The 19691-nt window shown below is 36.3% G+C and carries 13 protein-coding genes; 5 read left to right on the top strand and 8 right to left on the bottom strand.

All coding sequences use genetic code 11. From position 1 onward, the window contains the following. The first annotated feature begins 475 nt into the window (after positions 1-475). Positions 476-1033, top strand: coding sequence for a septal ring lytic transglycosylase RlpA family protein (locus AC07N0_RS00305; protein WP_492800238.1), 558 nt, complete (start codon positions 476-478; stop codon positions 1031-1033). Between the two features lie 58 nt (positions 1034-1091). On the opposite strand, the gene AC07N0_RS00300 is transcribed toward AC07N0_RS00305, so the two are convergent. The 3 genes from AC07N0_RS00300 to AC07N0_RS00290 form a co-directional block, all read right to left on the bottom strand. Continuing rightward, complete coding sequence (locus AC07N0_RS00300) at positions 1092-1676, bottom strand: hypothetical protein (protein WP_494587681.1); 585 nt, start codon at positions 1674-1676, stop codon at positions 1092-1094. A 215-nt stretch (positions 1677-1891) separates the two neighbouring features. Continuing rightward, a complete protein-coding gene (locus AC07N0_RS00295; RefSeq protein WP_494587680.1) occupies positions 1892-4039 on the bottom strand; it encodes a S9 family peptidase in 2148 nt (715 codons plus the stop codon). Positions 4040-4464: 425 nt separating this feature from the next. Then, positions 4465-5739 carry a citrate synthase gene (locus AC07N0_RS00290; RefSeq protein ID WP_494587679.1) on the bottom strand — a complete coding sequence of 425 codons (1275 nt, stop codon included), beginning with the start codon at positions 5737-5739 and terminating at the stop codon, positions 4465-4467. 262 nt (positions 5740-6001) lie between these two features. Between AC07N0_RS00290 and pepT the strand changes: the two genes are divergently transcribed. Both pepT and AC07N0_RS00280 read left to right on the top strand, forming a co-directional pair. Beyond that, positions 6002-7252 (top strand): peptidase T, encoded by a 1251-nt coding sequence (gene pepT / locus AC07N0_RS00285; RefSeq protein ID WP_494587678.1) that lies wholly within the window; start codon positions 6002-6004, stop codon positions 7250-7252. 18 nt (positions 7253-7270) lie between these two features. Beyond that, positions 7271-7438 (top strand): hypothetical protein, encoded by a 168-nt coding sequence (locus AC07N0_RS00280; protein WP_309914503.1) that lies wholly within the window; start codon positions 7271-7273, stop codon positions 7436-7438. Between the two features lie 56 nt (positions 7439-7494). Here the strand turns inward: AC07N0_RS00280 and AC07N0_RS00275 are convergent, their stop codons facing one another. Both AC07N0_RS00275 and AC07N0_RS00270 read right to left on the bottom strand, forming a co-directional pair. Continuing rightward, a complete protein-coding gene (locus AC07N0_RS00275) occupies positions 7495-8121 on the bottom strand; it encodes a hypothetical protein (protein ID WP_494587677.1) in 627 nt (208 codons plus the stop codon). Next, positions 8118-9158 carry an AAA family ATPase gene (locus tag AC07N0_RS00270; protein WP_494587676.1) on the bottom strand — a complete coding sequence of 347 codons (1041 nt, stop codon included), beginning with the start codon at positions 9156-9158 and terminating at the stop codon, positions 8118-8120. Before AC07N0_RS00270 ends, AC07N0_RS00275 begins: the two co-directional genes overlap by 4 nt. A 123-nt stretch (positions 9159-9281) precedes the next feature. Here AC07N0_RS00270 and polA point away from each other — a divergent pair, with 123 nt between their 5' ends. Beyond that, positions 9282-12137 (top strand): DNA polymerase I, encoded by a 2856-nt coding sequence (polA, locus tag AC07N0_RS00265; RefSeq protein ID WP_494587675.1) that lies wholly within the window; start codon positions 9282-9284, stop codon positions 12135-12137. A gap of 213 nt (positions 12138-12350) precedes the next feature. Then, complete coding sequence (locus AC07N0_RS00260) at positions 12351-12932, top strand: hypothetical protein (RefSeq protein WP_494587674.1); 582 nt, start codon at positions 12351-12353, stop codon at positions 12930-12932. A 106-nt stretch (positions 12933-13038) separates the two neighbouring features. On the opposite strand, the gene AC07N0_RS00255 is transcribed toward AC07N0_RS00260, so the two are convergent. The 3 genes from AC07N0_RS00255 to AC07N0_RS00245 form a co-directional block, all read right to left on the bottom strand. Then, entirely contained in the window at positions 13039-14859 is a 1821-nt protein-coding gene (locus AC07N0_RS00255; protein WP_492800225.1) for a RagB/SusD family nutrient uptake outer membrane protein, read from the bottom strand. A 64-nt stretch (positions 14860-14923) separates the two neighbouring features. Continuing rightward, complete coding sequence (locus tag AC07N0_RS00250) at positions 14924-18139, bottom strand: SusC/RagA family TonB-linked outer membrane protein (RefSeq protein WP_492800224.1); 3216 nt, start codon at positions 18137-18139, stop codon at positions 14924-14926. A gap of 42 nt (positions 18140-18181) precedes the next feature. Then, a complete protein-coding gene (locus AC07N0_RS00245; protein WP_494587673.1) occupies positions 18182-19642 on the bottom strand; it encodes a fasciclin domain-containing protein in 1461 nt (486 codons plus the stop codon). Between the last annotated feature and the right edge of the window lie 49 nt (positions 19643-19691).

Here is a 19691-nt window from a genome sequence, read left to right as displayed (position 1 = left end):
GTTTGTTAAACTAGCAAAATATTGAAAATTTAATAAGAAAACTTCATAAAAGATAGGCTATAGGTGGACAGTTTAAGAGAATTATTGCTTGAAAATTTGAAAAGTGTTGATAATCAGCTAATTTACAAGTGGAATAGGAGTAAGGGGTACAGTGAAAATAGTTGAGAAATTAAGATATTAACCTGATTTTATACATTTAGCCTTGATACTTGTTAAGGATTGTCATGGTCTATACATCCGAATTTTGGATAAAAAAGTGTAAATTGCACCCTTGATTTAACAAATGGTATTTAAAGAAATAGTATTTGGTGAATTTTTTTTGCAATTTTTTAAGGTTTAAGTTAACGGTAGCGTATCTGAATATTAAATGATTGTTTCACGAAACCCTTATTGTAAAACGATTTGATATAATCTTTTTCAATATCAATTGTACTACATCGCTAGGCTTTTGCGGTAGGTTTCTAAATATGTTATTATGATTTTAAAAACAGTTTTCCTGCTTTTTACAGCCACAATTACTAGTTTATCAACTCCTTCCAAACCTAAGAAGACTTTACATGGAAAGATTTCGTATTATGCTAGTAAGTTCGAAGGGCGAAAAACTTCAAGCGGTCAACGCTACAAAGCCACTCGCAGAACAGCTGCACACAAATACCTTCCATTTGGTACTTTATTAGAAGTAACCAATCCTTCAAATGGTTTGGTGACGGTAGTGAAAGTAAACGACAGAGGGCCACATAGTAGAGGAAGAGTTTTGGATGTTTCTTATGCTGCGGCTAAAGATTTAGGGTTAATAGGCATAGGAACAGCCTCAGTTAAGATTAAAGTACTCTCTTTTGGTGATGGTGTTGTGAGTTTGAATGAAGAGGAAGATGAAATACCAATGGGTATAGACAGTACTCAACAAATATCAATGGTTGATGTGTTATTAAGCAGAAAACCAATGTATATGATGGTTGTCAGAGATTCAGAAGGAAGGTTTAGGTTGGATTCAACCGCTACCAGACCGATGAGTTTACCAGTAAAAGAATAAAAAAAATGCTTCGCTGTTCGGCGAAGCATTTTTTTATGATTAAAACTAATCATTTGAATTATTTTCCTCCGAATCCGAAAGTCAAACCTGCATTTACCATGAAGAATTTAGAAGAAGTACTAAAGTCTGCATTTGTAGGTGAGCCATTATCATTTCCGTTTTTGTTATCGAAGATAAAGTTGTAAGTACCTTCAGCAAAAATACCTAGATTACCGATTGGAATAGCGATACCAAATTTTGGAGCGGCTCCGAATTTTGAAGAACTACTCTCAGAACTTACACCTAATACATTTCCTTTTACTTTTGAAGTAAAAACACCTGCTTCTGCACCAATATATGGACGAACAACACCTGTTGTTAAATAGTATTCAAGCATCCCTGTAACAGGAATAATGGTATTTGTGAACTCGTAGCCAGTGCCTTTGAATTCTTCTTGGATAGATTTTACACCCACACCCACCGCAAATTGTTCAGTTACAAATACTTTTGCTTGTAAACCACCACCATAAAGACCCTTAGCATCTTTAGCATCTGGAGCGAAATATGAACCATGAATACCTAATGAGAATTGTGCAGCAGCTTTCTGAGTTGTAGCAACTAAAGCCGTAGCAAGGATGGCGAATGTTAAAAATAGCTTTTTCATATTTTAATAATTTTAATGAAGAGATAGAAATATTATTCTTCTGTTTGATGTAGAGATATAGAAAAAACCTATTCCATCTTGGTAATTCCTTTAATGTGTGGCATTTTTTACACGATTGCATATCTATACGTCTATTAAGGAATAGATGGGCAAAAAAGAAATGGGGAAAATCAACATGATTTTCCCCATTTCTATAGTAAAAAATACTCATTTGCTTACTTTGTCCCGATATATCTTTCAAAGAATTCATAAATTCTAAGCATTCTATCAATTTTCTGACGAACATTCCCCGACCTCGAAAGCTCGTGTGTACCTCCTGGCATTCGTACATATTCTACTTCTTTACCCATAATCTTTAATGATTTATACATCATTTCAGATTGTATGACGCCAGTTCTTAAATCATTTTCACCATGCTTGATTAAAAACGGCGTTTTGATTTTATCGACATACGTATAAGGAGATTCCCGTGCTAAGATAGGTTTGATATTTTCTTCCCAAGGATAACCCCCGAAATAATTAGGCGTTAGTCGCCACGCGTTACCTTCACCCATAAAGGTAGATAGTTCATAAACCCCTCTTTGTGCAAAGGCAGCTTTAAAACGGTGGTCGTGCGAAATAATCCATGCTGTTAAATAACCAGCATACGAACCTCCTGTGATTACCTGTTTAGAAGTATCCGCCCAACTTTCTTTAGCAGCATCGCTTGCAGCAGCTAATACATCTTCCGTAGGCCCTTTACCCCAATCTTGATAATTTGAAAACTGGAAATCTTTCCCGTATCCCCCAGAACCTCTTGGATTAGCATAAACAAGTCCATAGCCTTGTGCACAGAAATATTGAAATTCATGCCACATCGAGCCTTCGCCTGGTCCCCACATCGCCGTTGGTCCACCATGCATGTTTAACAATAAAGGATATTTTTTACCAGCTTCATAGTTACTAGGCTTCATAATCCAGTATTCTACCGACTGTCCCTTAGAGTTTTTGTAAACCCTTTTCTCAGGGAAACTCAAGGCTTTATTTTGTAGCCATTCATCATTATGCGCACTTAATTTGATGGCGTTTTTCATCAATACATCAGCAGTATATAATTCAGAAGGATTTTTTACTTCTGTTTTTGCAAAAACGATACGTTCTTTTGAGATGTCAAAACCGCTAATGCCCGAATCAAAATCGCTTAGTCGTTCTATTTTCTTGCTTTGAACATCTAATCGATAGATAGGAGTACCCCCGTTTGAGCTTGCCGTAAAATAAACATACTTACTGTCGTCTGTCCATTCAAAATTATTGGCAGCCCTATCAAATACTACATTGGTTTTATTCGTACCGTCAGCATTGGCTAAAATAATTTGATTGAATCCTAACCAATCTGTTTTCGACATCGTAGCAATCAACAATTTTCCATCGGGTGATGGCGTAGCACCACTATACGAAATACCTTTTTCAGCAATAAGTTGTTTTGAATCCGAACCATCAGCGGTTAGTAACACAATAGCTGAATTAAGCTCACGGTCGGGGTGTTGCAAACTATCTCTACCGCTCGAAGCATATACTTTCTTACTATCAGCCGACCACGTTCCACCACTATACGACCAGAAGCCTTTTGTAATCTGCACTGGTTTTGCTCCTTCTTTCGCATCAATCACAAACAATAAGCTAAAACGAATTTCAGGTTCAGTAGTAGATTCTCCTTGAAAATTCAGACGGTTAATAACTTTCGCTTTTTTATCTTCCACATCTTTTTCAAGATAAGCTCTGATTTCTTCGATGCTTCCATTTGGATTAGCTTTAATCTTTTTATCACCTTTCAAGAAATCGTTGTTTTTAAAACCGGCTTTTTCAATCGACCATGAAGGAAGTTTTTTGCTAGGATTCAATAAGGAATCTTTCAGAATATCAGAGAAAGTAACGCTTATTGAAAAGAGAATCTTAGAGCCGTCTGGCGACCATTGGGGATTGTTAGCGCCGTATTTAAAGTCTGTTAATTGATATGCCTCTCCGCCGTCTAAGGGCATAATAAATATTTGCGATTTCCCTTTTACGTTCCTAGCAAAAGTAATCTGTTTGCTATCTGCCGACCATGTAGCACCATCAACACTTTCAGTACCGCGAGTTAACTGTTTAACGGTTTGGAAGTCAGTAAGCCATAAGTGCGAGCGATAATCAAAGTCTAATTTGTCGGTTTCGCTACCTTCGTTGGTTCTTAATACATAAATAGCTCTTTTGCCATCGGGCGAGATAGATACATTGCCAGCTTGTTTGATTTTGGTCATATCGGTAACCAAAATTTTCTCCTTACCTCTCTGTGCAAAGGATAGGTGAGATAATAGTAAAACTAAAAATAGTAGCGTTTTTTTCATGATTGATGAAGGATTTTAGATTTTAACAAATCTAATAAAAAAAGGCTGTATTCCCTCATTGGTTCAAGTACTGGTCTTAGGATTTCCTAATACCTAAAACCACATAGAGCATTTGCTCGTTCTAAGAATTAGCTAGGAATGTTTTTAGGTGAGATGTTCTTTGAATTTTAGGAAATTCATAAACGATAGTCTGTAGCACACAAAATATAATACTTGTTACTCATGGCATGACTTGCAAGTAATTGGTAAGTATGATAAAACAGGCAAAGTCATGCCATGAATAGTGTTTCTTTTGAGCGAGACGCTCTTTTAATTTGAGGTCTTAGGAAAACCTAAGACCAGTTAATTTTTTCAAAGTCAATAAAATCAAAAAAGGTGTCTCACTTATCGCAAAACACCTCTTTCATTATATCTATCAAGAAAAACTATTTTCTCTCAGCAAGATTAACATAAGCACGTTCAGTAGCACCTACATATACTTGGCGTGGGCGACCGATAGGCTCTTTGTTAGCTTTCATTTCTTTCCATTGAGCAATCCAACCCGGAAGACGACCAATTGCAAACATTACTGTAAACATATCAGTTGGGATACCTAAAGCACGGTAAATGATACCTGAGTAAAAATCTACGTTTGGATATAACTTACGTGCTACGAAGTATTCGTCGCTCAAAGCTGCTGCTTCTAATTCTGAAGCAATTTTCAATACTGGATCATTGATACCTAAAGCTGCTAACACATCGTCTGCTGCTTTTTTGATGATTCTAGCACGAGGGTCAAAGTTTTTATAAACACGGTGACCAAAGCCCATTAAACGGAAACCAGAATTTTTATCTTTCGCCATCGCAATGTACTTAGAAGTATCACCACCATCTGCTTTGATAGCTTCAAGCATTTCAATTACTTCTTGGTTAGCACCACCGTGTAGTGGTCCAGAAAGTGCATTGATACCTGCCGAAATTGAAGCATATAAACTAGCATGAGAAGAACCTACTAAACGAACTGTAGAAGTTGAACAGTTTTGTTCGTGGTCAGCATGAAGAATCAATAATTTATTTAGAGCTGACGCAACCACAGGATTAACTTGGTAAGGAGCAACTGGTAAAGCAAACATCATGTTCAAGAAATTTGAACAATAATCCAAAGAGTTGTTAGGATAATTTACTGGGTGACCTTGAGACTTTTTGTAAGACCAAGTAGCCATTGAAGGCATTTTAGCCATTAAACGAATAATGTTTAATTCATCAGCCCCCGCTTTGTCGCCTGTGTAGAAAGCAGACATTGCACAAACCATTGCAGAAAGTACGCCCATTGGGTGTGCATTTACAGGGAAACCTTCAAAAATTTTACGCATATCCTCGTTAACGATGGTGTGCATTTTGATTTCGTTTTCGAAGGCGGCATATTGCTCTGTAGTGGGTAGTTCACCGTAGATTAACAAATAAGCAACTTCCAAGAAAGTAGCTTTTTCTGCTAATTCTTCGATAGAATAACCTCTATAACGAAGAATCCCTAGTTCACCGTCCAAAAACGTAATAGCACTTTTTGTTGCTCCAGTGTTTTTATAACCAGAATCAATGGTGATATGACCTGTTTCATCACGGAGTTTGGCAATATCAATTGCTTTTTCATCTTCACTTCCTGTTATTACAGGAAATTGATACTTTTTGTCACCTAACGAGAGTTCTGCAAATTCTGACATAACCTATAATTTATTGGGCTTTATCTTGAAAAAATATGTTTTTATTTTGTTGATACGAAATTAAATGAAAAATCCTCTTTCTAATGGATAAGTGGGTTTTTCTTTGCAAAATTTAGATAGTTGTTGAAAAAATTCTATTTTTCAATAAGAACCTTATATTCTGTAATAATCTCGTCGCAAGTTAATCACGAAAATTTAAACCTTTGTTACCTTTGTAAATAAAATACCTTAATAATTAAACAGACAATTTAAAACACGCTAAATGCTAACTAATTATAAAAATACATCGACAGAAAGATTTTTGAGATACGTACAAATTGATACGCAGTCTGACCCCAATTCTTCATCTCAACCTTCTACCTTTAAACAAAAGGATTTAAGTAAAGTTTTAGTTCAGGAATTGATTGAAATGGGCGTGAAAGATGCCCATTTAGACGAATTTGGCTATGTTTATGCTACTATTCCTAGTAATTCAGCCAAAAATGTTCCTGTCATTTGCTTTTGTTCGCACGTAGATACCTCTCCCGACTGTTCGGGTGCTGGCGTAAAGCCAATTATTCATTATAATTATCAAGGGCAAGATATTGTCTTACCAGATGATAATTCGCAAGTCCTCAAATTGACCGAACATCCAGACTTGGCACATCAATATGGCAACGATATCATAACGGCTAGTGGAACTACTTTATTAGGGGCAGACAACAAAGCTGGTGTAGCTGAAATAATGGATGCTGCTTATCACTTAGTCAATAATCCTGCTATAGCACATGGTACTATCAAGATTTTGTTTACACCCGACGAAGAAATCGGTAGAGGAACAGCAGCAGTAGATTTACAGAAATTAGGAGCAGACTTTGGCTATACGATAGATGGCGAAACTTTAGGTTCATTAGAAGATGAAACCTTTTCTGCTGATGGTGTGAAAATCACGATTCAAGGTGTAAGTCAACACCCTGGTTTTGCCAAAGGCAGAATGGAAAGTGCTTTAAAAATTGCAGCAGATATTGTGGCTAATCTTCCAAAAGATAGTCTTTCGCCAGAGACAACAGAAGGTATGGAAGGCTTTATCCACCCTGTTGGTATTTCGGGCATGGTAGAAACAGCCACAATAGAGTTTATTATCCGCGATTTTTCTGAAGAAAAATTACATGCCCATGAAGCTAAACTTCAAGAAATTATGGAAGCAGTATTGGCGAATTATCCACATTCAAAAGCTATCTTTGAAGTATTTGAACAATACCGCAATATGAAGGAAGTATTGGACAAAACACCACAAGTAACAACCTATGCTTTAGAAGCTATTCAAAGAAGTGGCATTGAAGCTAAACAAATGAGTATCAGAGGAGGTACGGACGGGTCAAGGCTTTCATTTATGGGATTGCCATGTCCGAATATTTTTGCAGGCGAGCATGCTTTTCATGGAAAACATGAGTGGGTTTCTGTACAAGATATGGAAAAAGCTACGGAAACTATTGTAAATTTGTGTGAAATTTGGGAAGAAAAAACACACTAACAATTACCGATAAATCAAATGATTAAGATTAAAAACGAAGCTGAATACGAAAAGGCCTCGGAACGAGCAGACAAACTTTACAATGCCAAAAAAGGCTCGTCGGAATACAACGAATTACAAGCATTATTAAAAGCACTAAAAGCCTATGAAGATGATTTTGTAAAGATGTTGAAAGATGAGTATTGAAAGGAGGTAAAGAAAAATAACGGCTGTTTCTGGGAGGGGGACAGCCGTTGTTTTATTTAGAGTGTTTCAATAAATGATTTTACTTGGTTGTGGAAAAGCTTGAAGCTTTTTGATTGTTTTGCTAGTTCGTCAAAGTCTGCTTTTTCTGTAATCGTCTTAACTACTGTTTCGATTTTGTTGGAATCAGGATTGGATTTATTATACAATTCTCTCTTTACAGCATCTTTATTTTTTGACTCCCAATAATTACTTGACACTTTTGACGAAGTTTTATTTAGATGATATTTTTGGTATAAAATCCAGTAATCTATGGCTTGGATTGGGACAAATAAAATAGTTTTATCTTCAAACTTACTGTAAAGCTTTCCTAACTTACTTTTCATTTCTTCGATTCTTCCATAATATTTAGGCATATCATCTTCAAAATCTGATTCATCTAAATCAATTCCAGCAATAAAAAGGTTTACATCATTTTTGTTGATAAAAGATGTAATATAATGGTCTTTAATTTTCGATAGAATGACTGATGAACTTGATTTGCCTCCACTCGGTTTCATCTGTCTGCTTGAAACCAATTGAATATTAGGTTTTTCTATTTCAAAAACTCTTTTCAAATAGGTTTCTAAAAATGCATACTCAGCGTATCCTTCGCCAAGTAAGGTGTAGATTAATTTTTCTTTCATGCTGGTACACCTCCCATTAGACCCATAAACCAATTTTCGCCAATATTATCAGTATAGTTAATTGGTTCAATACCAAATTCTTTTGCTTTAACAATATTAGGTTCAATAATGTCTTTTTGAAGATTTTTAACAAAAGTTGCTCCTTCTTCATCTTTATCAAAAATAAAAACTGATTCTGGCATTGTGCTAAATTCTTCCAAAATATGTTCGTTATGACTTGTCATAATAACCTGAATATCTTTATCTTCCACTAATTGAAAAATAAATTTCATGATTTCATGAATTCTTCGTGGATGAATACCTTTTTCTGGTTCTTCTAATAATAATAATTTGGGTGGATTTGGTTGATGAATAATACAGAGAAGAGCGAGAAAGTATAAAACCCCTTCTGAAACTTCGTCTGCCCAGTAATCATTATCCTCTTTATCAAAAAGCTTTAATCTTAATTTATTTCCTTCTGCTGGTGTACCAATTGAAACTAAATCCTCTATACATTTGGCTAAATTATCCTCAAGGGTTTTGAATAACTTTTTATGATTCTGACCTAAATTAAATAAGAAAGGAACTAAGTTTGAGCAGTTAGGTAATAATTTATCCGCCGAGTTTAAATCCGCAAGTTTTGTAAACGTATTTGGGTCTGGTTTATAAATGTTGGATTCCTCAACATAAGAAGATATTGAATCATGCCCATTTTTAACAAGAACTATTGTATCTTCTAAATTTTTGTTAGAAAGATTTATATTAATTTCTTCTGATACGAATAAACCAAATTTATCACTTGTACCTTCAAGTTTTATTAAGCTTTTTTTGTTATAATTTTCTATGTAGAAAGAAATGCTTAAAATATTTTCCAAATTCCTCTTAAAAAGTAAAGTACTGTCATATATACTTTTATCTTCTTTTGTAAAAAACTCCAACCCTTTCAAAAAATTACTCTTCCCCGAATTGTTTGGACCAATCAGGAGATTAACTTTTTGGAGTTCGAGCGTCACATCTTTAAGGCTCTTGAAGTTCTGTATTCTTACTTTTCGTAACATCTTCTTTTCATTTATTTACACAATATTAACCATCTTTTCAATCTTCGTGAAACAGAACCAATAGATTTTGGTATTTTTGAGGAAATCTTGTCTTTCAAGACATATACTCTTCGTTACAATCAGATGAAAAAACTATTTCTTCTCGACGCAATGGCCTTGATTTATCGTGCGCACTTTGCTTTCCAGAAAACTCCTCGTATTACTTCTAAAGGACTGAATACCAGTGCGGTGTTTGGGTTTACTAATACTTTGTTGGAAGTACTCACGAAGGAAAAACCTACGCACCTTGGTGTGGCTTTTGATACGGCTGCTCCCACTTTCAGACACGTTCAGTTTGAAGCTTACAAGGCTCAGCGTCAGGCTCAACCCGAAGATATTACCATTGCCATCCCTTATATCAAACGTCTTTGTGCAGCCATGAATATCCCTATGTTAATCATGGAGGGTTACGAAGCCGATGATATTATCGGAACGATTGCCAAAAGGGCTGCTCGCGAACATGAAGATATGGAAATTTACATGATGACGCCCGATAAAGATTACGGTCAGCTCGTTGAAGAACGTATTTTTATGTATAAGCCTGCCTTTATGGGCAAACCAGCGGAGGTACTGGGTGTAAAAGAGATTCTAGACCGTTGGGGTATTCTGAATGTTTCGCAAGTGATTGATACCTTGGGCTTGATGGGCGATGCATCCGATAATATTCCTGGGATTCCAGGAATCGGAGAGAAGACTGCTCAGAAACTCATTCAAGAGTATGGTACTTTGGAAAACCTTATCGAAAACGTAGATAAACTGAAAGGAAAACAGCAGGAAAACGTTAGAAATTTTGCAGTTCAAGGATTATTATCGAAAGAATTAGCGACTATCCACTGTGAAGTACCTGTAATTTTTGATGAAGAAGATTTAAAAGTTTGTGACGTAAATAAAGAATTACTTTCTCCGCTTTTAGATGAACTAGAATTTAGAACATTACGCAGAAGATTATTAGGAGAAGAAAATACTGAGCAAGTTTCTGTTAATACGGAACCGAAAAAAGCTATTGCTTCGGGTAAATCAAAAACAGCGACTGGACAATTTGATTTGTTCGGAAGTATTGTGGAAGAAAAGAAATTAGAGCTTTTTGATATGACCGAAGGTGATGATAATACATCCCATCAAAAAGCAACAATTAATACAACGGTACATCAATATCATTTGATTGATACACCAGAACTACGCCAGTCATTAATTCATTTTTTGAGTTTGCAAGATGAAATTTGTTTCGATACCGAGACTACTAGTGTAGATGCAGTAGAAGCAGAATTAGTAGGAATGTCGTTTGCCTACAGAACTGGCGAAGCATATTATGTACCTACCCCTGCAAACAGAGAAGAGGCGCAAGCCATCGTAGATGAATTTAAGCCCATTTTTACCAATGAGAAAATTGAAAAAATTGCCCAAAATATCAAATATGATTTAATGGTGCTTTCGCAATATGGTGTGGAGATAAAAGGTAAAACGTATGATACGATGTTGGCCCATTACATCATCGAGCCTGAAAAACGCCATGGGATGGATATTTTGGCGGAGGACTTCTTGCAGTATACCCCTGTCTCAATTGAGGAGTTGATTGGTAAAAAAGGTGCTAAACAAGGCAATATGCGTGAGGTAGAGTTTGAGAAAATCAAAGAATACGCTGCCGAAGATGCTGATATTACTTTACAGTTAAAAGGGAAATTGCATCCTATTCTAGCCCAAAATCCGAGTGCAGTAAAGCTATTGGAAGAAGTAGAAATGCCTCTGACCCAAGTGCTTTGTGACATTGAAATGGAGGGCGTTAAGCTGGACATAGATTTCTTGAAAGTGATGTCAAAGACTTTGGAGAAAGATATGCTGGAAGTACAAACCAAAGTGTTTGAATTAGCGGGACAAGAATTTAATATTGGCTCGCCAAAACAATTAGGAGAGATTTTATTCGATAAATTAAAACTTGACCCTAAAGCAAAAAAGACAAAGACTGGGCAATATATGACTGGTGAGGAGGTATTGTCTAAACTAGAATCTGAACACGAGATTGCTCGTAAGATTCTGGATTTTAGAGAATTACAAAAACTTAAATCTACTTATGTAGATGCCCTGCCATTGATGATTTCTCCACGAACTGGGCGTATTCATACTTCGTTCAATCAGGCTGTTACGGCTACTGGTCGTTTGTCAAGTACCAATCCTAATTTGCAAAATATTCCTATTCGTACACCGCGAGGTCGTGAAATTAGGAAGGCATTTATTCCTAAAAATGATGATTTTTTAATTCTTTCAGCCGATTATTCGCAGATAGAATTACGTATTATGGCTGCTGTTGCCAATGACGAGTCGATGATTGAAGCTTTTAACCAAGGGCGAGATATTCATGCAACTACGGCAGCCAAGGTATTCAATGTAAGTTTAGACGAAGTAACCTCTGATATGCGTAGAAAAGCCAAAACCGTAAACTTTGGTATTATATACGGCGTTTCGGCTTTTGGTTTGGCACAGCAAATTGCTATTTCCAGAACCGAAGCCAAAGAAATTATTGATAGTTATTGGCGAGAGTTCCCAGCTATTAAACGATACATGGATACTGCTGTAATCAATGCGCGTGATAAAGGGTATGTAGAAACCATTTTGGGAAGAAGACGTTATCTCCGTGACATCAATTCAAACAATATGGTAGAGCGTGGTTTTGCTGAACGTAATGCCGTAAACGCACCGATTCAAGGGTCGGCTGCTGACATGATTAAGTTGGCGATGATTAAAGTAAATAACTTTATCAAAGAAGAAAAATTACAATCACGTATGATTCTGACAGTGCATGATGAATTAGTATTCGATGTACATAAATCAGAATTGGAATTGATGAAAGAAAAAGTAAATGAATTAATGGTAAATGCGCTTCCTTTCCCTGTAAAAATGGAAACAGGTATGGGCGTTGGCTTGAATTGGTTAGAAGCACATTAATTTGGAGTGTAGCGTATTGGAATATGCAGTGAGGAATTACAGCTTTGACAACTTTTAAAAGTTGTCAAAGCTATTCAAAAAGTTGACAAACCTATATAATTTACTATATTTGAATATCTTCAACTAAACCATTCCCACAACTTTGTGAATATACTATACAACCTTTACCTTAGTGTACGACGTAACGAGTACCTTTCATTTTTTGTGATTTGGATGAGGTATCTCATTGGATTTGCTTTTGTCCCCTCTGGTCTTACCAAATTAATGGGAAACCGTTTTACAACTATCCCAATTTCTAATCCAATCGGATTCTTCTTTGAAGCCATGTACCAAACAGGTATCTACTGGCAATTCTTAGGTTTTACACAAATACTTGCTGCATTATTATTAATGACACAACGGTTTGCTACCATCGGAAACCTTATTTTCTTGGGTATCATTACCAATATCTTTCTGATAACCTTTTCAATGAATTTTGCAGGAACAGTCTATATCACGTTCCTATTATTGATAGCCTCAATCGGATTATTACTTTGGGATTTCCCTAAATGGAAAACGCTTTTCTTCTCAGATAACTTTACCGTAAATATTGAAGTCGAAAACCTACCTACTTATAATGCATGGTGGATATACACAGGGGTTATTTTCTTTATTGAATCATTATTATTCAGCACACTCACCTCAATATTCAAGGATGTTAAAATAGTAATGGCTTTATTGATATTGATTATTGTTACCGCTATCATATCGCTGGTTTTATATAAGAGATATGGGACTGCGGTCAGGAAAGACTAATAAATAAAAATCCATCCGCTCTACTAGAACGGATGGATTTTATTAGATTCATCAATATCAGATTGGTCAACTTTTAAAAAGTTGACCAATCTCTGACTCAATATATCTATTGAATCTTAAAAGGCAAAAACCAATTGTCTTTATTCATCAATTTACTTCTTATCGCTGCTGCATTAGGGTTGTTAGCTTTTCTTAATTTATCATAGATTTTATCCGCCAAGAATGCAGGGTTATCTCTACGAAGTGCTACTCTTAAAAGGTCGCTCCAACGGTGGCCTTCAAAAGCAAGCTCTAAAGCTCCTTCATCCAAGATAGAATTTTCAATAGATAATGTACTATCACCAACTACTGCTACGTCTTTCAACATCGCTCTACCTCTGATTCCCGTAGCCAAGTGCCATGATGAACGATAACGAACTGGGGCATCACCGTTTCTTGCATCAAAGTCATAAGGAGGAACATCAAAAGTATTCATCAAGTTGGTTTTATCAGTAGATGTACCATTATAAGTAGCGGCTACTCCACTGTTCATTAAAGCAAAAGCTAATTTTCTACGACCTTCACGATTGGCTGCTTCAGCAAATTTTAAGTGTACGTTAGCTGCTCTGTTCAAGAACCAACGACCATTCTTTTCTTGTAAACTTTTACCTACTAAAGTAAGTACCGAACCCGTTAAGTTTGGATTAAGATAGTTATACAAATACTTGTACACAACAGGTCTACCATTGACCATTTTATACGACATTCTTCCACGAGCATCAAATGAGAAATTGTTCGTTTGTGTTTGCGAATTCCACATATCCTGTGCTTGTTGCGAAGGCTGTAATAAATAGCTACCACCTACATTCGAGAAAAGATCAATGAATGGGTTTTGAGGTAAAAACTTATTATCAAATGGTAACAACCACAACCATTCAGGGTCACGCGAGATAGATGATGTATTAGAAGTACCATTGTAGTTAGTATTCGAACGGTCACGTGCGAAAAGTGAACGCCAGCCAGTACTATTGTTATCCAATAATCTACTTTCGTCGTTGATATTACTATCATAACTTACCGCTACTGGTCCCATACCACTTGATATTTGTCCACGTGTAATTTTGTATAAGTGATACCAAGTATTGATGTCTGTTGCTTCATAACCAAGACGGTCAGATGTCGTCATGATATATTTATACATCGTAGCAGCCTTGTTAAATTGGTTATCCCATAAGTACAAATCACCTAATAACACGTGTTTTTCAATAAAGAAAGTAGTAGGAGAGTAGCCATCTACGTTGTTTGACACAAAAGTGTTATCTAACGTATAAGGGTCAAGATACACACTTGGAATCGTTTCCATGGCCGTAATAAGCTGTTTTACCATTTCTTTTAATGGAATAGAAGGCTTACTAGCAATCGCCGAAACGTCTGACACTTGTTCTATCGTTTCAGTAATGTAGGGTACATTATTGAAATGGATTGCCAATTGTAAATAAAGCCAACTTCTCAGGGCTATTACATCGGCATAACGTTGATTGTATTCGGTTCTTTTTATTTTGTTAGACTCTACCATAATCTTGAAATTCTTCAAGATGTCGTTACAGTTAAGAATCACCTCATAATAAGGACGAGGGTCAGCATAAGCATTATTAGCAGAAACACTGTGATTGTTGATTTCACGGAGTGATAAATCAGCGTTTTCAGTAACATCGAGCAAGTCAGCACGAAGTTCGTTTAATACTACATATTGTTTAGCAAGCTTCGAAAACTTACCATATAAGCCAATAATGGCAGCATCTGCATCATAGATGTCACGATACATTTGCTGGGTAGTTAGGGCTTCTTCAGGATCAAGGTCAAATACCTTTGAACACGAGGAAGTACCAATCCACACACAAGAAAGTACACCTAGATTGATGATTATTTTTCTAAAAATTGATTTCATCTTATTTCGATAATTTTAACGATTAATAATTTCAGTTTACTGAGGGTTCTTGTTAAGCTTAATCTTATAAACCTATTTTAACGCCTAAGTGAAATGATTTTTGGATAGGCTCTAATGCATTATCAACGCCTTGTCCTACTACTGCATTTGTTGCACTAAATTCTGGGTCATACCCAAGGTATTTTGTCAGTGTTAATACATTGTTTGCCGAAGCATACACTGTTAAATACTTCAAAAGACTTTTGTTGACAGAGAAATTATAAGAAACTGAAATTGATTTTAATCTAAAATATGAACCATCTTCAATCCATCTGTTCGAGAAACGTGAGTTTTGAACAGGGTCACCATACGTAGCTCTTGGAATATCTGTTATTTGTCCTTCTCCTCTCCAACGAGTTACCATTGCTTGCGATTGGTTTAAATAACCATTACCAGACTCTAACACTCTGCGTGTATAGTTATATACTTCGTTACCAGATACAAAGCTACAAAGGGCATCTAACGTCCAGTTTTTATAGATTATACGGTTGTTGATACCACCATAAAAATCAGGATTTGGGTCACCGATAATCTTTTTGTCTTGGTCATCGATTATTTTATCGCCATTTACATCTTCAAATCTTATATCACCACCTTTGAAAGCTCTTAAAGAACCATCTGCCAGTCTCGACATATAACCGTCTGCTGCTGCCGCCGCATCCGTAGCATATACACCTCTTGAAACATTACCATAGAATGCATTTGGACTTTCACCTACTCTGCTCAAGAATGAAGCCTGTCCGTAGTTAGAAATGATGTCTGCATTACCGTTCGGAAGCTTATCTAACTTTGTTTTTGATGTAGCGATAGTAACACCAAAATCCCATTTCAAGTCTGATTTGTTCAATAATTTAATGTTCAAACTAGCTTCTGCTCCTGTAGTACTCATCGCTCCACCGTTTGTCATTACATAGCTTAATCCCGTTACTGTTGGCAATTTTTCAGCCACAATCATATCAGTTGTTTTATTGTTAAATACATCAACACTTAAACTCACACGCTCATGAAGAATATTCATATCTAACCCAGCATTGAATTTTGAAACGCTTTCCCATTTCAAGTTCGGATTAGCAATGTTTCCACGTACAATACCTTGAAGACCCAATAAGTTTTGTCCCACATAATATTGCTTAGAAGCATAGTTACCGATATCATCATTGCCAACACGACCAGTAGATACACGAAGTTTTAATAAATCGAAAGGACCATCTGCTAAGAATTGTTCAGACGAAAGCAACCAAGCCGCAGAAACCGAAGGCATCAATGCAAATGGTGTGTTGCCAATTCTGATAGCATCGCTGGTTGATACACTTTTACCAAAGCGAGACGACGCATCCATGGCTACGTTGAATGATAAGAAGTATTTGTCTGAATAAACATAATTCAAGTTCAAATAAGTGTTCATCCAGTTGTATGTACCAATGCCTCCTTGAATATCATTATAAATAACAGAACCATTACCCACACTGATTAATTGGTCAGTAGCTGAGTTATACCCGAAGATTTTGTCTTGTTCTATTCTTGAATTAATAAAACGTACTCCTAAGCGTCCTGATAAATCATGAACGTTTTTAAAAGTCTTGTTAAACGCTAAATACGTTTCGTTTGAAACATTGAACAAACGCTTCGTTTGTGAGCTCAACTGGTTAAGAGCCAATACGTTTTTAAGGGTATCGCTTACTAAACCATAGTTTGGTATAAAGCGGTTTTCTTTGATTTTATCAAACGTAACAGCAATGTTAGTTCCGATTTTTAATGCACTCGAAAAAGCAAATTGGAAATCAAGTACACCAAAGAAACGATATGCTTTGTTACCACCAATCGTACTTGTAGCAGCCACCGCAGGGTTACCTACTGAGAAAATATCTTCGTCTGCATAAAATGGCGAGAATATACCCGTATTTGAAACACTATAATCTGTTAAGAATGGTGCTTTTACCAATGATAAATAGATTGGGTTGGTCTTAGAAGCAAAACCAAAATCTTTTGTTTCGGCTTCGTTATAAGAGAAACTCAAATTGGCAGCAGCAGTAAGCTTACGGCTAAGGTTCATGTCTGCATTAAAACGTGTGCTGTATTTTTCTAACGTAGAACCAACCACACCATTTTTATTGCTCAAATAATTGATTGAAAGAGCATATTTTGCAATGTTGTCACCACCAGTTACACGCAAATACATGTTGGTTAATGGCTTGCTAGCATATACTTTCTTTTGCCAATCTGTTTCGTTATGATAAGTATAATAGTCAGGGTTGGTAGCCTTGTTATCATTCATATAAGGCAAACTTTCAATCTGTGAATTTGAATAGCCTGACGAAGATAAAATATCTGATAAATAACTTCTATAGCTATTAACATTCATAACAGGCAAATCTTTAGGAGCCATGTTTACCCCGCCATACATCGCAAAGTCAATTTTTGTTCCTAATTCTTTCGCTCTTGATGTAGTAATTAAAATTACGCCATTCGCCGCCTTCGTTCCATACAATGCTGCTGCGGAGGCATCTTTTAACACCGTAATGTTACTGATATCTCTTACATCAATGTATCCTAATGGATTATCGAAATAATTACTATTCAGCGAGCTTCCATATACGCCAGCATCATAAATGATATTATCAACTACATAAAGCGGGCGATTGGTACCTTGCAATGAATTTAAACCACGCAAAGTAGTAAATGTTCCGCTGTTAGCAGTACCCGAATAGCGTGTGTTGTTTAAACCTGCTACTCTACCTTGTAAATAGCTATCTGGAGAATCGGTAATTTTTGACCAAGCATCAGGCACAGGCAATGAACTTGTAGCACCTACTACACGCTTTCCTATTGAAATTCCTGTTGGCAAAACATATGATTTTTCAAGGCCAGTTTGGTCTTGAATAACAATGTTGATTTTACTGCGTTTTGCTACAGCAATCTCAGTACTCTCATACCCTGGGCATTCAACAGAAATTGAAACCATTGGATTAGGAATACTTAATTTAAATGTACCATCTTCAGCAGTAATAGACGAAGTCATGCTTTTATAATACACCCTTGCACCAGTCACAGGTTTGCCTGTTGATGCACTGATAATAACCCCCGAAATTTCGGTATTATATTTTGGATGAATTTTAACTACTTCCTGAATTTTGGTTTCCTGAGCCTGTACAGCCGAGCCGCACAGTACTAATCCACAAAAAGATGCTAAAGCGACAGTCGTTTTGGGGAATGTTTGTATATTTTTTATGAAATACTTCATTAGAATCATCGTTCGTTTTTTGGCAAAATATTATGTAGCAAACTAAAGAACTGGTACAAGCTTAATGTAATCCAGAGACATGGCATTGGTTCCGTTGGCTACTAAATATAGGCTTAGTGTACCATAAGAACTTACTGTGTACTCACCGAGTAATTGTTCTGTATAATTCTTCACTGGCAGTGCCGCTGCTGGATAAGCAAAGGTTGCTGAACTCAACGAGCCCATCGCTAACTTTTGGTTAATCGCAAAAGTAGCTGTTTCGCCCGTTGCTGTGTTTGAAGCATACAAATCGTTTATCGCTACCCAGTACACTCTGTATTTAATAGATGGTGTTTCAGGTAAGTTATAACGAAGCCAGAAACCTGCATTACCATGCCCAACCACAAAAACTGATTTCGAAGTTGTATTAGTCAATGGATTTAATAAAGTACGTGTCGCAATTACAGTAGAGGCAAGGTTTGATGCTGTTGGCATTCTGCTAGCATAATTTTCACCTTCAACAATGATTGGCTTAAACTTCTCGTTGACAGCTACGCTAATTTTATTCAATACATATACCGTTCCGTTACTTACTTTAATCGTTTGCACGATAGCCGACTTATCAATCGTAAGATTTACATCAAATTTTGATTTTAACGTAGCTGGAAGTTGATTGATTGAATATTCTCCTTCAATAGCCAAATCCTTAATGGTTTCATAAGCAGCTTTGCGGTAAGTACTATCCGTTGTGCTAGTTTTGAAATAAGGAGAAATTTTTGTCACTTCCTGACTGAATACATCATTTGCCAAAAGGAAATAGGTGTATTTTTTCGACTCATCATTCAAATCATATACGCCTTTTGTGAAAGAGTTTACTGTTTCGTAACCTGTTCCTGGTCGATATACTGGCAAACCAGTAGTTGCGCTAATACTATCAATCGTAGCTTTACTAGCATTAAATACCTGTGAAGTAAGGTTGATAATGGCTGCATTTTGAGAAAAAGTAGCTTTGGTACTATTGACATATTCCCATAAAGAAGGTAATACAGAAACCGCCGAACCAATAACATGTAATATACCATTGCCTACATACTTGTTAGAAGATGTAATGGCTGCTGTAGCAAAAACATCCTTCCCGAAAGTAACATATTTACCATTGACCAAACCAACCGTTTCGGTGGAGGTAGTGGTAGGCATAATATGACTCTGTAAAGCAATGTGATTACCTACAAAGGCCTTTAACGCTACCGAGTCGTTGATGATGGTAGTACTCAAGCTAGCTAAGGCATCGTTGGTAGGAGCCCACACTGTATAGTTTTTAGAAGAAGAAAGTACTTTGCTATACCCCGATTTCTCTAAAAGTTCTTTAAACTTACTCAAGTTAGTTTGTGCACTAATTTCAGCAAATAAGGTTTTTCCTAAATCATCATTTGCAGATACTAAGCGGTCATCCCAAGTCTTACACGATAGTAGGATTGTTCCCCAAAAGGCAATTAGTAAAAAGTATAAGTATCTTATTTTCATTTGAATGCTTTTAATATTTATAATATAAGTCTCTTTATTGACCAGTTTC

This window comes from Arcicella sp. GW821-FHT09D11, from assembly GCF_059416265.1.
This window is presented reverse-complemented; position numbering and strand designations above follow the sequence as displayed.

What these genes read in the sequence shown, in the direction of transcription:
- AC07N0_RS00305 (WP_492800238.1), top strand. Translation starts at nt 476, where the DNA reads ATGATTTTAAAAACAGTTTTCCTGCTTTTTACAGCCACAATTACTAGT.
- AC07N0_RS00300 (WP_494587681.1), bottom strand. Translation starts at nt 1,676, where the DNA reads ATGAAAAAGCTATTTTTAACATTCGCCATCCTTGCTACGGCTTTAGTT.
- AC07N0_RS00295 (WP_494587680.1), bottom strand. Translation starts at nt 4,039, where the DNA reads ATGAAAAAAACGCTACTATTTTTAGTTTTACTATTATCTCACCTATCC.
- AC07N0_RS00290 (WP_494587679.1), bottom strand. Translation starts at nt 5,739, where the DNA reads ATGTCAGAATTTGCAGAACTCTCGTTAGGTGACAAAAAGTATCAATTT.
- pepT (WP_494587678.1), top strand. Translation starts at nt 6,002, where the DNA reads ATGCTAACTAATTATAAAAATACATCGACAGAAAGATTTTTGAGATAC.
- AC07N0_RS00280 (WP_309914503.1), top strand. Translation starts at nt 7,271, where the DNA reads ATGATTAAGATTAAAAACGAAGCTGAATACGAAAAGGCCTCGGAACGA.
- AC07N0_RS00275 (WP_494587677.1), bottom strand. Translation starts at nt 8,121, where the DNA reads ATGAAAGAAAAATTAATCTACACCTTACTTGGCGAAGGATACGCTGAG.
- AC07N0_RS00270 (WP_494587676.1), bottom strand. Translation starts at nt 9,158, where the DNA reads ATGTTACGAAAAGTAAGAATACAGAACTTCAAGAGCCTTAAAGATGTG.
- polA (WP_494587675.1), top strand. Translation starts at nt 9,282, where the DNA reads ATGAAAAAACTATTTCTTCTCGACGCAATGGCCTTGATTTATCGTGCG.
- AC07N0_RS00260 (WP_494587674.1), top strand. Translation starts at nt 12,351, where the DNA reads ATGAGGTATCTCATTGGATTTGCTTTTGTCCCCTCTGGTCTTACCAAA.
- AC07N0_RS00255 (WP_492800225.1), bottom strand. Translation starts at nt 14,859, where the DNA reads ATGAAATCAATTTTTAGAAAAATAATCATCAATCTAGGTGTACTTTCT.
- AC07N0_RS00250 (WP_492800224.1), bottom strand. Translation starts at nt 18,139, where the DNA reads ATGAAGTATTTCATAAAAAATATACAAACATTCCCCAAAACGACTGTC.
- AC07N0_RS00245 (WP_494587673.1), bottom strand. Translation starts at nt 19,642, where the DNA reads ATGAAAATAAGATACTTATACTTTTTACTAATTGCCTTTTGGGGAACA.